This window comes from Cupriavidus sp. 2TAF22 (assembly GCF_052115045.1).
Lineage (GTDB): Bacteria > Pseudomonadota > Gammaproteobacteria > Burkholderiales > Burkholderiaceae > Cupriavidus.
This window is the reverse complement of the sequence record NZ_JBFRFX010000019.1, coordinates 124,718-138,208: the sequence shown is the minus strand read 5'-3', so window position 1 is coordinate 138,208 and position 13,491 is coordinate 124,718. Positions and strand designations below refer to the sequence as shown.

The following is a 13,491-nucleotide window of genomic DNA, read 5'->3' as shown; positions in this document are numbered from 1 at the left end:
CTTCAAAGACAAGGCCGGCAAGGAGGTGCGCGACGCCGCGCTCTACTACACGGCGCTCAGCCTGGCCGACAACGGCTTCTATCCGCTGGGCCCCTCCGGCGTGCATTGCGGCATTCACTACGTCCAGGCGATGGCCAACACGCTGTCGCTGGACGAAGGCATGGGTGCCATCGCCAAAGGCGAGGTCGTCGCTTATCAGSTCAACCGCGACTACCCCACCGTCCCCGGCATCGCGACAGTGCCCATGTCCAACGGCTCGGTGCAGGCACCGTTTAGCAGCGGCTTCGTCCTCACTCGCCACACACTCGAATACCCGGCGGGCAACAAGCTGACCTACTTCTGTCTGGCCATGCACCTGCGCTCGTTTAGCGACTACGAGCGCCTGGGTGCCAAGGTCAAGCGCCCGGAYTACTGGCCGGCAACCGTCTACCGCGTGGCGCAGAAAGCGGATCACAAACAAGCCAGCCCCAAGCAGGCAGCCGCGTCGGGCGCAACCGCACAAGCGGTCTTGGGCCTGCGCATCTGTTCGCTACCCAATCCCAAGGGCACCATCCTCGGCATCCTGCCCCGMGGRGCCCGCWTCACCGCCGTCGAACGCAGCGCGGACAAGAATTGGGTCAGGATCCGYAGCKTGATCGAGGGCACTATTGYCCCTCCAACTACTGGCCAAATCGAGCCGCTGGGCGGCGCAGAGCGTGGCTGGGTGCCGCTCAGCCATCTGGAGCCGCAAGGCAAGGCCCCCGAAATCTTCGACAGCGTGGTCACGCCCAARTCCGCCATCGCCATCAAGGCTGGCGCCTTGCTCGGCCACCTGGGGGARTACCGGCGAATCAAGGATCCTGGCCAGGACAGGGTGATCCTGCAYCAGGAGATCATTGCCGGTCCTGAATTGAGTGGCTTCCTCGCCAAGAGCCGGGCGGCCGCGGCATCGGCCAAGTTGCMGGAGAAGACACTGCTGCGCGTGGCGCCGAAGGCGCCACTGTGCAACCCGGTGCTGGCCGAGGCCAAGGCCGGCTTGCTTGCCGCSAACACCCTCGTGGAGCTGGACGGCACTCCGCATGAGGATGCCCTCTACGTGAAGGTCAGGCCGGTGCAGACCCTGCAGTGGATCGAGCGCAAGGCAGCGTTGCCCAAGGGCGCCAAGGAGGCGAGCCTGTTCCGGTACGGCAACGGCGTGCCGTATGCGGCGAGGGATATTGTCCGACCGCCCAAACAGGGCACCGTTGGCAAGCCGGGCGCCACGCTCTATCGGGGCATCCTGGTGGCTGCGGCTGCCGGTGCCCCCGTGTGGATCACCAGAGCGGCCTATGACGCAATACCGACCTTGGGCAAAGGCGATCGAGGCAAGCTACTGGTGGCCGATCTGGAACAGGGCTGGCCGGTTTTTCCCCTGACGTTTGTCGCCAACGGTCCCATCAACGGCCCGTATCCCCAGCGCTTCGACATTGCAACACTGACGCAGTCAAGGCCGGCCGCGCCGGATCCCACTAAGCTACCCACCACCTTCGCCCTGGACGAAACCGGCAAGCGCTGGTGGCAGGTGCAGATCAGCGACGACACCACCACCGCTATCGGCTGGGCTGGGGAAGTGGGCCATACCGGCATCACCCTGCATTCACCGCATGAGTGGGTGGACTTCAAGCTGATCGAGTCCAAGCCAACGGGCGAAGGCTACGGCAACATCTTCACGACCGCGGCCCAAATGGCTGCGTTCCAGGGCGGCGAGCTGGCGCTCACCGATGCGCAACTCGACGGCTCCATGCGCGAGGTCTTCGCCAGCCTCGATACCATCCCCGATCACCGCCTGACCCTGGGGGAACTGCGGGCTGCCCAGCGCAGCCGCGGCAAGCTCGGCGAGCTATCGCGGCTGATCATTCGCTACCCGAGCGAATGGAAGGCCGACCCGGCGAGCTGGGATGCCTGGGACAAGAACGTGCCGCGCTCAGCCCGGCCCGCGTGGCAGAGCGAGAAGGCGCGGATTGCCAAGCTGGTGTGGTGGGATGCCGTGGCGGGGAGGGTGGAGGGTTTTCCTGTCGATCCGTTTGTGTTTCACATCCATCCCGTGGCAGTGGTTGGGAACTTCATGCGATTTTCTGCAACGCGGCTTTCAGAGAAGGGGATGTGGTTCATTTACAAGCAGGAGTCAACTCCCGGGACTTCAGAGAAACTGCATTGGCCGGGCTGGGCGAGTGGGGTAACGCTAGGGCCCGGTTACGACATGAAAGAGCGCAGCACCTCCAGCATAAAGCGCGACATGGTCGCCATCGGTATTAAGGAATCTACGGCGATTGCAATCTCGGCTGCATCAGGCCTGGGAGGCAGTGAGGCTCTCAAATTTGCCAAGGATAATTCCGCTCTCATTATCCTGACGGAGGCTCAGGAGTTCGCGTTGCTACGTCACGTAGTTCCAGGCTACGAAAACATGGTGAAAACGGCAATTCATGTCGACCTTGATCAAAACGAATTTGATGCCATCACTTCTTATGCTTACAACCCAGGAGATAGTTGGGCAAAGGTTGTATCGTTCATAAATGACGGAAAAATTGAAGAAGCTATGGCGATCATAAGGAAAAATATCTACTCAGGCGGCAAGATTGCTACCGGCCTGGTAAAAAGGCGAGAAGATGAAACAAAGCTTTTTCTTCATGGCGTGTATGAATACCATGGAGCCCCAATAAGCTAGCACAAAACCAATAATGAAACACATACCATCAATCATTTTTTTTGCAAAATTAGTATTATGCGCATTAATTTTTTTCCGCATTTTGATTTTTCCTGCGGCTGCAGGGGGAAAAAAAAATGAGCCAATACCATCAAGCCTCGCCGGAAGATGGGAGGTATCAGAGGTGCACGTAAACATGGAATCCGGACGCACAATGCACTACGGCTGGAACTCTCCGTCGCTCCGATGGAGAATTTTTAATTTTAATGCCAAAAAGATCTCAAGTGACACCTCGGAGGATGTTGTAGCATGCAACAACCCCACTGCAACTCTCAGGCGATTGAGAGTCGACGACCTAATTAAGTTAAGTTTCGGTGGCTACGGGATTAATTCCGGCGACTCTCCTATCAAAGACTATAGATTGGGACTTGCAAATAACCTCAAAGCCGATGTTATCGTAATTCACTGCAAATCTGGAGTATGGAATGGCTCTATCGCTACGCCTCATCTTTCGCCAGACGGGGGGCCTCCTGGATCCTGGCTGTTTCTTCTCAGCAAGAAAAGGATGGTTATGCGCTGGTATGATCAAACAATATTGGTATTGTCGAAGCTCCCCTCCAACGCAAAACCCTCGCCGTCGTTCCATTGCGACAAAACCAAGCTCAATGCGGAGCTCGCGATTTGCCACTCGTTCGAACTTTCCGGCCTCGATAAGAGCATCGCCTTTGGATATCAGTTGCTCGTAGAACAGGAGCGGAGAATTTCAGGTGCCACGACCGAAATACGTCAACAACAACGCTCATGGTTAGAAGAACGTAATGCCTGCGACAAAAACGAAGCATGCATTCTTGCCACCATGAGGGAAAGACTTGAATGGCTCAGATCAAAGGTCCCTTGAGACGGCCGAACCGTAACAATCGTCCTTGTCACTCAGCCTGATAGCCTTCTCATTCGGGCCCAGTACTACGTCGAGTCCTCCGCTAACGGTCCCCCAGCATGCACTGAACGCTATTACTTGCTGAGTCAGAGTGCCGAGGCAGTCAGGCCAATCACTAAGGCCCACCGTTCTTGCACGGCACCAGAGCCTGGCATCAATTAGTCGCCGCCCCTGCATATGAATCCAGCATATTTTTGGAGTTGGCCCCACGAAGCCCGTCGTCCTTGCCGGCTATCGTCATTCCAATTTACGGTGCCGGCGCGGTCGTCAGCAGCGGTACCAATGTCAATTTCAGTGACAGTGCCGTGAGACAGCGGGAATACTGTGCAATAGAAAATTATCGCCATGACGGAAGACACTATCGCAGGATAGTTCGGCAATCGCGTCGACTACACCAAGGTCGAGGTACACCGCGACCAATGGAGGTTGAAAACAGATACTTGTCGACGAAATGTCGCCGCCAGCAGCAATAGCCACGCCCGCGAATTTCTGATTATTCTGATTGAAATGGGTCATCTGATGGCCTATATAGTTCATCTGAAATCCATTGCGAACGGAGAAGAGGAACGTCATGGCAGGATGTGGAAGCCCCGATTGTCTGACCTGCCGCGCCGTGCGGGTTCCCGTACAGCCCACGACAGATCCACCCCCCCGTCTTTGATGAGCAACTGTGGCTGTTAGGCAAAGATGGCGAGCCTGCCCTGTCACTTGCCTTACAGCGTCCTGCTTGATGATGGCAGCAGGCGAACCGGTGTCACTGACAGCAACGGCTGTACCGAACGAATCGTTACGTATCGCCCCAGTTCCATCCTCTCCCTCACGTTGACACCGCCGCTCATTGCGCAAGAGGCAGCATGTTGCGCCACAGAACATGGCGATGGGCGATCAACAGACAGGATATATATCAACAATCAGAGCAACTCGGTCGCAACAACCAATAACAACAATGTAGGGACGTCCAAAGTCACAGTGTCATTGCCGGAAGGTACCGAACGCGGCCTTACCGCGGAAGAAATTGCCATGGCACGTACGGTGTTCGGCAACGGGATTGACTACACCCAGGTCAGAGTTCACCACGGCGGCTGGTGGTTATTCATGGGAAAGCAAGACCCCACAACCGCAGTCACGCCGAACGGGGAGATGTACTTCCCTTCGGCCATTTACCGAGATGACTTCGCAGGCGCCGACGACAGGGGTCGTGCGTTGTTCATGCATGAGCTGGCGCATGTCTGGCAATACCAGATGGGCTATGGCATCAAACGCAATGCCCTCACTGTCACGAGCCGAGGCGCATCCGCCTATGGCTACAGCCTGACACCCACCAGTCGCCTGAGCGACTTCAACATGGAGCAGCAGGGCAACATCATGTCCGACTACTACATGATCTGCATACTGAGGCGGCCACAGCATGCATACAATCCACAGATGAGCTCAGAGTTGCTATACAACGTCATGACGCCCTTCGTGAACCCGCGCGACAAGAGCCACCTCCCGAAATAACCCAAGGCGCCCATGAACATTCATCGCATTGTAGTGAGCTGCCTTTTGGCTGGCGGTCCGGTCGTGAGCCATGCGGATACCTCCCTTTGGCCTCCATCACTGGACATCAAGCAGATGGGAGACATTCCTGTCGCCTGCTTGCCGAAGGAGGCTAGCACGAGCATCGGATTGCAGGTCGCTGCCGTTGCAGAGATAGCCTCAGGCTGGCCACCGAAAGAATGGGCCATTGAGCTAATGCCGGGTATGAAGCCTTTGATCTTGCGTCCCGGCGATTGCGTCTTTTATGGCCGGCCATTGAGAGGCTACAAGGAGATCGGCGGGTCAAAACCACTTGAGGCAGGAAACACGTATGGTTTTGCATTCCGTCAAACCGGGCAGACTGGCAGCAGATACGTTGGCATCTTCTGCGTTCAACCACGCCCTGATGGTCATCGCGTCTTCCTGTCCTACGTAGACCATCCCGACGGAACGACTACGTATCCCGCATGTGGTCGTTACATCGGTAACCCACCGGCCGCCGATGGCATTGTTCCGCCAGATACGCCTCAGCCATAACCAATTCTGCAAGCTCTCAGGGTAATGGGTGATATCGCGAGCCAGGAAGTGTGAGCACCGGATCGTCCTTGCTCGATGCGCCGGCTCGCGACAGCACAACCTCGCCACTAGCGTGCATGGTGTAGCGAATACAATCTCGTGCGGTGGTGGCCACGGGTCATCGAGCAGTCCGAAGGCATCAAAGGCGGTACAGCCTTCAAGGTTCCCTTCAATTTCTCGGGCAAGGGACAGTTCGAGCAGGTCAAGCTCTAGAACCGCGGCGACAAGCACCGACAGCACACCAACAAAAAGCCCCGCGGGTCCATCAACCCGCGGGGCTCCAAAGTTCAAGCGGCCTCTCGACCCAACCGCTCAAACCCAATCGCAAACCTCAATCCGTCGCATACCGGGGCGACCGAGGTCCGAACAGAATGCTCCCCGGATGCCCGGCCGACAGCAGTCGCGTGCTTGTCACGCCGGCTACCTTGTGCCCGGCTTCGGTGACGCTGTTGAGCACCTGCTTGACCGCCGCGGCCACCAGCGCGCCGATCAGCCCGCCGCCGCTGTTGCCCTGATCATCCGTCGCCGACGCGCTGCCGCTCCACAGCGTGGCGCCGGTCTTCAAGTCGACCAGCTTGGCGCTCGCGGTGACGACCGTGATGCTGTTGATGACCACGTACGAGGTGCCGTACTTCGATACCGTGACGTAGAGCGCGGCGTCGGCACCAAAGATCTCGCGCAGCTTGGCCGGTGCGACCTGGTGGATGTCGCCGGGAGTGGTGAGGCCGTTCTGCTTGAAGGTTTCGTCCACCAGCGTCACGGGCAGCACGTAGTAGCCGGACTCTGCCAGCGGGTAGGTGACCTGGGACAGCATGCTGTAGGTCGCCTTCACTTCGGGCGATTCGTTCAGCGGCGGCAGGACCACGATGGAGCGCGGGCGGCTGGCCTTGAACGCGGCGTAGTCGACGTTCTGTCGCGGCGCGGCGCAGCCGGCGGCCAGCACGGTGACCGCCGTGGCGGCAAAAAGGCGTTTGAACATGGGCTTCATTTCTTTTCTTCACCCCGCTTGACGTTCTTCATCAGGAAGTCGACATAGGTGGCCGACTCGGGGAACAGGGTCTTCTCGGTCTGGAATTCCTGCACCATCTGATCGTCTTTGCCGATGTCGGCGTACAGCAGGCCCAGGTGTGCGTGATAGCCCGGCGGCGGCGTGGCGCCGGCGGCCACGATCTTCTGCATGTCGCGCTCGAGCGCTTCGATCTGTGCCTGCTTGGGCTCGCCCTTGAAGTATTGGTAGACCTGGGGCTGGTAGCTTTCCCATTGGTACAGGGTCTTGGGCGACGCGCATCCGGCCAGCAGAACGCTTCCCGTCAAGGCCAGCGCCACCAGGCGCCACGGCCGATACTGCTTTGGCTTTTTGACTTCTTTCACTGCTTCTTCTCCTCTTCGACAATCAGACCGGCTTTACGGATTGCCGGGCTTCCACGCGCCGCTTTCGATGCCGGTGATCAGGTTGGTGACCGCTTCGCGCATGGCGAGGTCGAGCACCTTGCCGTTGAGCGTGGAGTCGTAGCTCTGCGTGCCGCCGAAGCCGATGATTTCGCGGCTGGACAGCGCGTACTCGCCGGCGCCCTGGCTGGAGAACACGACTTCCGAGGTGGTGATGTTGACCACGTTCAGTGCGACCTTGGCGTAGGCCACCTGCGACTTGCCGCGACCGAGGATGCCGAACAGTTGCTGGTCGCCGACTTCCTTGCGGCCGAATTCGGTCACGTCGCCCGTGATCACGTAGTCGGCGCCCTTCAGGCGCTGCGCCTGGCTTTTGATGGCTGCCTCGCGCCTGATCTCTTCCATGTTGTCGCGGTCGAGCACGTTGAAGCGGCTGGTCTGCTGCAGGTGCGTGATCAGCACGGTCTTGGCCTGGCCGCCGAGGCGGTCGATGCCGTCCGAGAACACGCCGCGCATGTAGCTGGAGCGGTTGTCGAACTTGCCCACGGCGATCGGGGTGCGCACGCCGGCGTATGGGCGGCTGGCGCTTTCCACCTTCGCCACGGGGAGCGCGGTCGATGTTTCCGTGGCGCAGCCACCGAGCAGAGCCAGCAGGGCCGCCGCCCCGAGCAGATGCATTGCATTCGCTTTTTTCACTAAGACTTCTCCTATCGATTGCCCCTTGAAACAAGGGATTTCCGCTTTGCGGGCCGGGTGCGGAAATCCAGTCACCCGAAAAGGGTAACGGCAATCGACAAGCAAGTACTCACCCTTCGACGGTTGGGTGTACAAGGGCAACGCGCAGCGCCTGCGGCCGCGCGGCTCTCTGCAAGCTGCGGTGAAATCTCTGCGTCGATCGCCTAGACTGAAGCAGCCATCAAGGCGCAAGCGGGCCGGGCTGCGATGCACCGGGCTCGCGGCCGGCGTGCAGCGTGGCGCCCATGTCTTGAAGACGATACCGATGATGGCCTGCTCGCATGGATGCGTTTTGTAGCAACGACGCGACACGCCGCGACGTGTCGTAAGAGCAGTCTTATGCAACGGACCAACCGAGAGAAAATACTCGTGGAACCTGCAAACCAGTCCAGCCATTCGTGGCTCTGGCTCATCCTGCTGCTCCCCTATATCGCCCTGCTGTGGCTGCCGTTCTACAACGATACGCAGCCTTCGTTCGCGGGCTTTCCGTTCTTCTACTGGTACCAGTTCCTTTGGGTGCCGCTCACCTCGCTGCTGATCTACATCGTCTACCGGTGCGTGAAATGAACGAGGTCCCGCCTGTCGATCCGGTGGCGATGACGGTCTTCGTCGCGTTCTTCGTGCTGGTCACGGTGGTCGGGTTCTTCGCGGCGCGCTGGAAGCGCGGGGACCTGACGCAGTTGCACGAGTGGGGGCTCGGCGGGCGGCAGTTCGGCACGCTGATCACGTGGTTCCTCGTGGGCGGCGATTTCTATACGGCCTACACGGTGATCGCGGTGCCGGCGCTGGTGTATTCGGTGGGCGCGTACGGCTTCTTCGCGCTGCCTTACACGATCATCGTCTACCCGTTCGTGTTCGCGGTGATGCCCAGGCTGTGGCAGATCGCGCATGCGCACAACCACATCACCGCGGCGGACTTCGTGTATGCGGAGTACGGCGGCAAGCTGCTGCCGGCCGCGGTGGCGCTCACCGGCATCGTGGCGACGATGCCGTATATCGCGCTGCAGCTCGTGGGCATGCAGGTGGTGATCAAGGGGCTGGGCGTGACGGGCGAGGCGCCGCTGATCGTGGCGTTCGTGATCCTGGCGCTCTACACGTACACGAGCGGGCTGCGCGCGCCGGCGATGATCGCCTTCGTGAAGGACATCATGATCTATATCGTGGTGATCGCGGCGGTGTGGCTGATCCCGTCCAGACTCGGCGGCTACGGTCACGTGTTCGAGGCGGCGGACCAGTTCTTCCAGGCCAAGGGCGGGGTCACGGGCATCATCCTCCAGCCGTCGCAGTACACGGCGTACGCGTCTCTGGCGCTGGGCTCGGCGCTGGCTGCCTTCATGTACCCGCACACGATGACGGCGGTGCTGTCGTCGTCGTCGGCCGCCACCGTGCGCAAGAACGCCATCCTGCTGCCGGCCTACACGCTGCTGCTGGGACTGATCGCGCTGCTTGGCTACATGGCGATCGCGGCCGGCGTGCACGTGAGCTCGCCGTCGGACGTGGTGCCCACGCTGTTCGGCAAGCTGTTCCCGGCGTGGTTCGTCGGCTTCGCGGCGGCGGCCATCGCGATCAGCGCGCTGGTGCCCGCGGCCATCATGTCGATCGGCGCGGCGAACCTGTTCACGCGCAACCTGTGGCGCCCGATGGTCTCGCCGGACATGTCGTCTTCCGCGGAGGCCTCGACGGCGAAGATCGTCTCGCTCGTGGTGAAATTCGGCGCGCTGCTGTTCATCGTGTTCCTGCCCACGCAGTACGCCATCGACCTGCAACTGCTCGGCGGCGTCTGGATCCTGCAGATCTTCCCCGCGATCGTGTTCACGCTCTACACGCAGCGGATGAACACGTGGGGGCTGCTGGCCGGCTGGGCCGTGGGCATCGTGCTGGGCACGTCGCTGGCCATGTCGCAGGGCCTCAAGCCGGTGTTCGCCATCCACCTGGGCAGCGCCACGTATCCGCTCTATATCGGCCTGATCGCACTGGTGGCCAACATCGTGGTCACGTTCGCGGTGTCGGCGGTGACGCCCGGCCAGCGTAGCGCCGAGCTATAGCGGCTGCAGGTTCTCGTCGCGCAGGCCCACCAGCAGGGCCTGGCCTTGCGGCCCCACGCGGAACTCGCCGTAGCGTGCTTTCCCGAAGCGCGCACCGTGCCCTTCCTGGAAGAAGTAAGCGTCCGTCGAGACCTGCACCTGCACGCCACCCCAGCGCGACGGCACGGTCTGGAAGCGCAGCAGTTGCTCGCCCGCGGCGAGCGGCGCGCCGGCGGTGTGCAGGCGCACCAGGCTGGCCTCGCCGTGCGCATCGCGGCGAACTACCGCGACCTGCTCGCGCTCGGCGGGCAGGCCCTGCCGCTCGCGCGCCGCGCGGATGGCATCGGCGATGGCGAAGTTGAGCGCCATGTAGTCGCCCTGCATCAGCGAGCGCGGATCGACCGGCGCCAGGCGCAGGTAGAGCGTATCGCCGCGCGCGAGCAGGTGTTCCTTGGTACCGATGGCGGCTGCCGCCACCCCGAGCGCGAGCACCCATGCGAGCAATATCCAGCGTTTCATGCCTGGCTCCTTGCGATGCCGCGCCGCAGTCCCGTGCGCAATGCCAGGACGGCGACACCGGCGGCGACCAGCGTGGCGGACTTGGCCAGCAGCGTCCAGTGCAGTGCGCTGTAGTACCAGATAAAGCCGGCGGCGAGCGTGGCCACGGCCAGGCCAAGCCAGGGCAGCGAGCCGCGGCGCAGCGCCAGGCCCAGCGCCAGCACGGCGGCCAGGACTGCCGGGGCACCGGCCAGCAAGGCGGCGAGGAGCGCCGCGCCCGCCACGGCGATCGCGCGTACCGGAGGGCGCAGGCGCAGGCGGCCGCTCTCGGCAAGCACCAAGGCGACGAGCACCACGCCGCACAGCGCGCCGGCCGTCCAGTACGGACCTGCCTGGTGCGCCGCGCCGTCATCGAACAAGAACGCATAGGGCAGGCCCAGGCCTGTCACCACCAGCGCCGCGCTCAGCGCAAACAGCAGGGTGGCATCGGCTGCCGGTTCGAGCCAGCCCTGCCGGCCCGCCGCGCTGAGCCGTCCCTCGGCCCACACGAAGCCGGTCAACAGGGCCAGCGCAAGCGGCGCCAGCCAGCCGAGCGAAAGCGCCATCGACTGCCAGAAGTGGCGCAGACCCGGCGTCATGCCAAGGTGCAGTGCCAGGGCAACGCCGGTCCATGCACCCAGCGCGGCCAGGCAACGATGCAGCCGGTTGGGCATCACGGCGTACAGCACGGCTTCGAGCATTGCCAGCGCCGCCCAGAAGGCAGGCGTCTCCAGCAGGCGGCTGCCGCCGTACGCCTGGCTCGCGCCGAACACCAGCAGCCCTTGCCCGCTGAGGCTGACCGCCAGCGCGAACTGTTCCAGCGCGGTTCCGCTGCGGCGCGCATACAGCACGGCGGCCAGCGCAATCATGGCGGCGCCGCACAGCGCCATCGCCGCGCCGTTGTCGCGCGCGGCCACGAAGACCGAGCCGAGCAGGAAAGCGAGGAAGAAGACCGCGCCCAGCCAGCCGGCCAGGCCCATCAGCAGCCGCACCGCCCAGGGCGTGCGGGCCGGGTCCTGCGCGGGCTGCCCATGCGCCAGCCCGCGCGCTGCGAGGTCTCGCCACAGGACCGTGACGACTTGCCGTTCGTCGCTCATGCCGGCTCTCCTTCGGCGCTGGCGCCGTCATGCTGGCGCCAGGCGCGCAACAGCCAGGTTGCGGCCACGGCGGCCAGGCCGATGATCAGCAGCCCCAGCAGCAGGAAGGCGCCGAATCCGCCATGGCTGACATCCAGCAGCAACCGCGCGACGGCGGCCACCACCACCACGATCAAGGTGAAGCTGGCCATGCTGAGCGCCACCACATCGAAGGCGCGCAGCCGGAACCAGGCCAGCAGCACGGCCGGCGCCAGCAGGGCAAGGCCGAACGCGGCGGCATCGACATGGTCATGCAAGATGCTGCCGAGTCCCAGCCAGCCGGCGTAAGCACAAGCCAGCGCGGCCAGGATGCGCGCGCCGGCCAACCCGCGGAAGCCCTGCGCGGGCCATGCCGCGCACAGCACGAACCACAGCGCCAGTTGTGCCAGCGTGGCGCCAAGCAGGAACAGGGGCGTGCCGCGCCCGCCCTGCATGCCGATCAGCAGTTCGAACATCCCGCCCGCGCCCAGCCGCACGCTGCAGTAGCGCAGCAACGCCACGTTGGCCAGCACGATCACCAGCCACCAGTGCGGCGCAGCGCGCGCGGCCAGCGCCCACGGCACCGCCAGCAGCGCCCACAGCGCAAACAGTTGCCAGGCGTCGGCGCCGGTCTGGTAGACCTGCCCGATCACCGCCAGCAGCACGCCAGCCACCACTTGCGCGCCGCACAGCGCGGCGCGGCCCGCCATATCGCCCGGCGGCCGCAAGAAGGCGAATGCCGCCAGCAAGGTCAGCGCGCCGGCCAGCAGGCCGAAGCGGGCGAATTTGTGCAGGTCCTGCCAGTTGAAGGCGAAGAAGACGATGACGCCGGCACAGAGCAGCGCCGCGCCCAGCGCCAGCAAGGCGCGGTCGAGCCAGTGCCGCCAGGCCGCCGCATCCGGCTCGGCGTGCGACCAGGCCGCGGCCACGCCGTCGGCAGCGATCGCGCCTTGCTCGCGCCAGTGCGCCAGCGCCTGGCGCATGGCGCGCCGGTCTTGCATGCTTTGCATCGAGGATGGCTGCATGGGTGTTCCGTGTGATGGATACGCCAGTGCACTGTAGCAAAGGCGGGGGCGCCTGCGCAGCTTTCGTGCGCATCCTCTGTGCTGCTTTGCGACGGTCCTGCGGGCCGGTATGCTGTGCGTTTTTCCGCATCCGCCCCGCCCGGCGCGCTCCAGACATGACCCTCGGTATCCTCGCCGCCATCCACGACGAAGTCGACGCCCTGGTGGCCGCCATGCGCCACGACGACGCCCGCGCCACCGTGCAGCGCATCGGCATGCGCGATTATCACGTCGGCCAACTGCACGGCCAGCGCTGCGTGCTGGTGCTGGCCCGCATGGGCAAGGTGGCGGCCGCGGCCACCACGGTGACGCTGGTGCGCGAGTTTGGCGTGGACGAGATCGTCTTCACCGGCCTGGCCGGCGGCATCGGGGCGCACACACGCGTCGGCGACGTGGTGGTGGCAGACCGCACGCTGCAGCATGACCTGGATGCCCGCCCCTTCTTCGGCCGGCACGAGGTGCCGCTGCTCGACCAGGCGGAATTCCCGGCCGACGCGGCGCTGACCGCCGAGTTGCGCGCAGCCGTGGAAGGCTATCTGCGCGAAGACCTGCCCAGGACCATCCCCGCGGACGTGCTCGCCCGCTTCGGCGTCAGCGCGCCATCGCTGCATGTCGGCATGATCGCCAGCGGCGACCAGTTCATCGGCTCGCCCGCCGCCGCGGCTGAATTGCGCGAGCGCCTGCCGGGCGTGCTGGCGGTGGAAATGGAAGGCGCCGCAGTGGCGCAGGTCTGCCACGAATATGGCGTGCGCCATGCGGTGATGCGGACCGTGTCGGACCGGGCGGACGATACCGCGCACGTGGATTTTTCCGCGTTTCTGACCAACGTGGCCAGTCATTATTCGGAAGGGGTTTTGGGCAGGTTCCTGAAGAACCGGGAAAAGGGGAATAAGCGAGATTAGGAAGGCAGATAAGGCGCCGGGATTAGTGGAGC

General features: G+C 63.0%; 13 protein-coding genes. 7 read left to right on the top strand and 6 right to left on the bottom strand.

The window, feature by feature from the left end:
- From AB4Z48_RS22965 to AB4Z48_RS22950, 4 genes are all read left to right on the top strand, one after another.
- On the top strand, nucleotides 1-2,683 hold a 2,683-nt coding region (locus tag AB4Z48_RS22965), incomplete at its 5' end, for a glycoside hydrolase family protein (RefSeq protein ID WP_441618162.1).
- A 13-nt stretch (nucleotides 2,684-2,696) separates the two neighbouring features.
- Nucleotides 2,697-3,560 (top strand): lysozyme inhibitor LprI family protein, encoded by an 864-nt coding sequence (locus tag AB4Z48_RS22960; RefSeq protein ID WP_441618160.1) that lies wholly within the window; start codon nucleotides 2,697-2,699, stop codon nucleotides 3,558-3,560.
- Nucleotides 3,561-4,286: 726 nt separating this feature from the next.
- The gene (locus tag AB4Z48_RS22955; RefSeq protein ID WP_441618158.1) at nucleotides 4,287-5,099 is read left to right on the top strand and encodes an eCIS core domain-containing protein; all 813 of its coding nucleotides are present in this window, start codon (nucleotides 4,287-4,289) and stop codon (nucleotides 5,097-5,099) included.
- A gap of 12 nt (nucleotides 5,100-5,111) precedes the next feature.
- The gene (locus AB4Z48_RS22950; protein ID WP_441618157.1) at nucleotides 5,112-5,654 is read left to right on the top strand and encodes a hypothetical protein; all 543 of its coding nucleotides are present in this window, start codon (nucleotides 5,112-5,114) and stop codon (nucleotides 5,652-5,654) included.
- Nucleotides 5,655-6,024: 370 nt separating this feature from the next.
- Here AB4Z48_RS22950 and AB4Z48_RS22945 read toward each other — a convergent pair whose 3' ends face one another.
- Genes AB4Z48_RS22945 through AB4Z48_RS22935 form a run of 3 tightly spaced genes read right to left on the bottom strand, consistent with a single transcriptional unit; the run spans nucleotide 6,025 to nucleotide 7,760 of the window.
- Nucleotides 6,025-6,681: a DUF799 domain-containing protein gene (locus tag AB4Z48_RS22945; protein ID WP_441618155.1), complete on the bottom strand. Its 657-nt coding sequence runs from the start codon at nucleotides 6,679-6,681 to the stop codon at nucleotides 6,025-6,027.
- Nucleotides 6,678-7,064 carry a DUF4810 domain-containing protein gene (locus AB4Z48_RS22940; RefSeq protein ID WP_441618153.1) on the bottom strand — a complete coding sequence of 129 codons (387 nt, stop codon included), beginning with the start codon at nucleotides 7,062-7,064 and terminating at the stop codon, nucleotides 6,678-6,680. Before AB4Z48_RS22940 ends, AB4Z48_RS22945 begins: the two co-directional genes overlap by 4 nt.
- A 33-nt stretch (nucleotides 7,065-7,097) precedes the next feature.
- Nucleotides 7,098-7,760, bottom strand: a complete 663-nt coding sequence (locus AB4Z48_RS22935; protein WP_441618184.1) for a CsgG/HfaB family protein — start codon at nucleotides 7,758-7,760, stop codon at nucleotides 7,098-7,100.
- Nucleotides 7,761-8,186: 426 nt separating this feature from the next.
- Between AB4Z48_RS22935 and AB4Z48_RS22930 the strand changes: the two genes are divergently transcribed.
- Both AB4Z48_RS22930 and mctP read left to right on the top strand, forming a co-directional pair.
- Nucleotides 8,187-8,384: a DUF3311 domain-containing protein gene (locus tag AB4Z48_RS22930; protein WP_441618151.1), complete on the top strand. Its 198-nt coding sequence runs from the start codon at nucleotides 8,187-8,189 to the stop codon at nucleotides 8,382-8,384.
- Nucleotides 8,381-9,862 carry a monocarboxylate uptake permease MctP gene (mctP, locus tag AB4Z48_RS22925; protein ID WP_441618150.1) on the top strand — a complete coding sequence of 494 codons (1,482 nt, stop codon included), beginning with the start codon at nucleotides 8,381-8,383 and terminating at the stop codon, nucleotides 9,860-9,862. Before AB4Z48_RS22930 ends, mctP begins: the two co-directional genes overlap by 4 nt.
- On the opposite strand, the gene AB4Z48_RS22920 is transcribed toward mctP, so the two are convergent.
- The 3 genes from AB4Z48_RS22920 to AB4Z48_RS22910 are packed head-to-tail and all read right to left on the bottom strand — an operon-like array spanning nucleotide 9,857 to nucleotide 12,503.
- Nucleotides 9,857-10,360 (bottom strand): GDYXXLXY domain-containing protein, encoded by a 504-nt coding sequence (locus tag AB4Z48_RS22920; RefSeq protein ID WP_441618148.1) that lies wholly within the window; start codon nucleotides 10,358-10,360, stop codon nucleotides 9,857-9,859. The two genes, mctP and AB4Z48_RS22920, sit on opposite strands and share 6 nt — an antisense overlap.
- Nucleotides 10,357-11,475, bottom strand: a complete 1,119-nt coding sequence (locus tag AB4Z48_RS22915) for a DUF4401 domain-containing protein (protein WP_441618146.1) — start codon at nucleotides 11,473-11,475, stop codon at nucleotides 10,357-10,359. Before AB4Z48_RS22915 ends, AB4Z48_RS22920 begins: the two co-directional genes overlap by 4 nt.
- Nucleotides 11,472-12,503: a DUF2157 domain-containing protein gene (locus AB4Z48_RS22910; RefSeq protein ID WP_441618144.1), complete on the bottom strand. Its 1,032-nt coding sequence runs from the start codon at nucleotides 12,501-12,503 to the stop codon at nucleotides 11,472-11,474. Before AB4Z48_RS22910 ends, AB4Z48_RS22915 begins: the two co-directional genes overlap by 4 nt.
- A 170-nt stretch (nucleotides 12,504-12,673) precedes the next feature.
- Between AB4Z48_RS22910 and AB4Z48_RS22905 the strand changes: the two genes are divergently transcribed.
- Nucleotides 12,674-13,459, top strand: a complete 786-nt coding sequence (locus tag AB4Z48_RS22905) for a 5'-methylthioadenosine/adenosylhomocysteine nucleosidase (RefSeq protein WP_441618142.1) — start codon at nucleotides 12,674-12,676, stop codon at nucleotides 13,457-13,459.
- The last annotated feature ends 32 nt before the right edge of the window (nucleotides 13,460-13,491 follow it).

Excerpts from the sequence above, each read along its gene's own strand:
- AB4Z48_RS22960 (WP_441618160.1), top strand. The coding sequence starts at position 2,697 with ATGAAACACATACCATCAATCATTTTTTTTGCAAAATTAGTATTATGC.
- AB4Z48_RS22955 (WP_441618158.1), top strand. The coding sequence starts at position 4,287 with ATGGCGAGCCTGCCCTGTCACTTGCCTTACAGCGTCCTGCTTGATGAT.
- AB4Z48_RS22950 (WP_441618157.1), top strand. The coding sequence starts at position 5,112 with ATGAACATTCATCGCATTGTAGTGAGCTGCCTTTTGGCTGGCGGTCCG.
- AB4Z48_RS22945 (WP_441618155.1), bottom strand. The coding sequence starts at position 6,681 with ATGAAGCCCATGTTCAAACGCCTTTTTGCCGCCACGGCGGTCACCGTG.
- AB4Z48_RS22935 (WP_441618184.1), bottom strand. The coding sequence starts at position 7,760 with ATGCATCTGCTCGGGGCGGCGGCCCTGCTGGCTCTGCTCGGTGGCTGC.
- mctP (WP_441618150.1), top strand. The coding sequence starts at position 8,381 with ATGAACGAGGTCCCGCCTGTCGATCCGGTGGCGATGACGGTCTTCGTC.
- AB4Z48_RS22920 (WP_441618148.1), bottom strand. The coding sequence starts at position 10,360 with ATGAAACGCTGGATATTGCTCGCATGGGTGCTCGCGCTCGGGGTGGCG.
- AB4Z48_RS22915 (WP_441618146.1), bottom strand. The coding sequence starts at position 11,475 with ATGAGCGACGAACGGCAAGTCGTCACGGTCCTGTGGCGAGACCTCGCA.
- AB4Z48_RS22910 (WP_441618144.1), bottom strand. The coding sequence starts at position 12,503 with ATGCAAAGCATGCAAGACCGGCGCGCCATGCGCCAGGCGCTGGCGCAC.
- AB4Z48_RS22905 (WP_441618142.1), top strand. The coding sequence starts at position 12,674 with ATGACCCTCGGTATCCTCGCCGCCATCCACGACGAAGTCGACGCCCTG.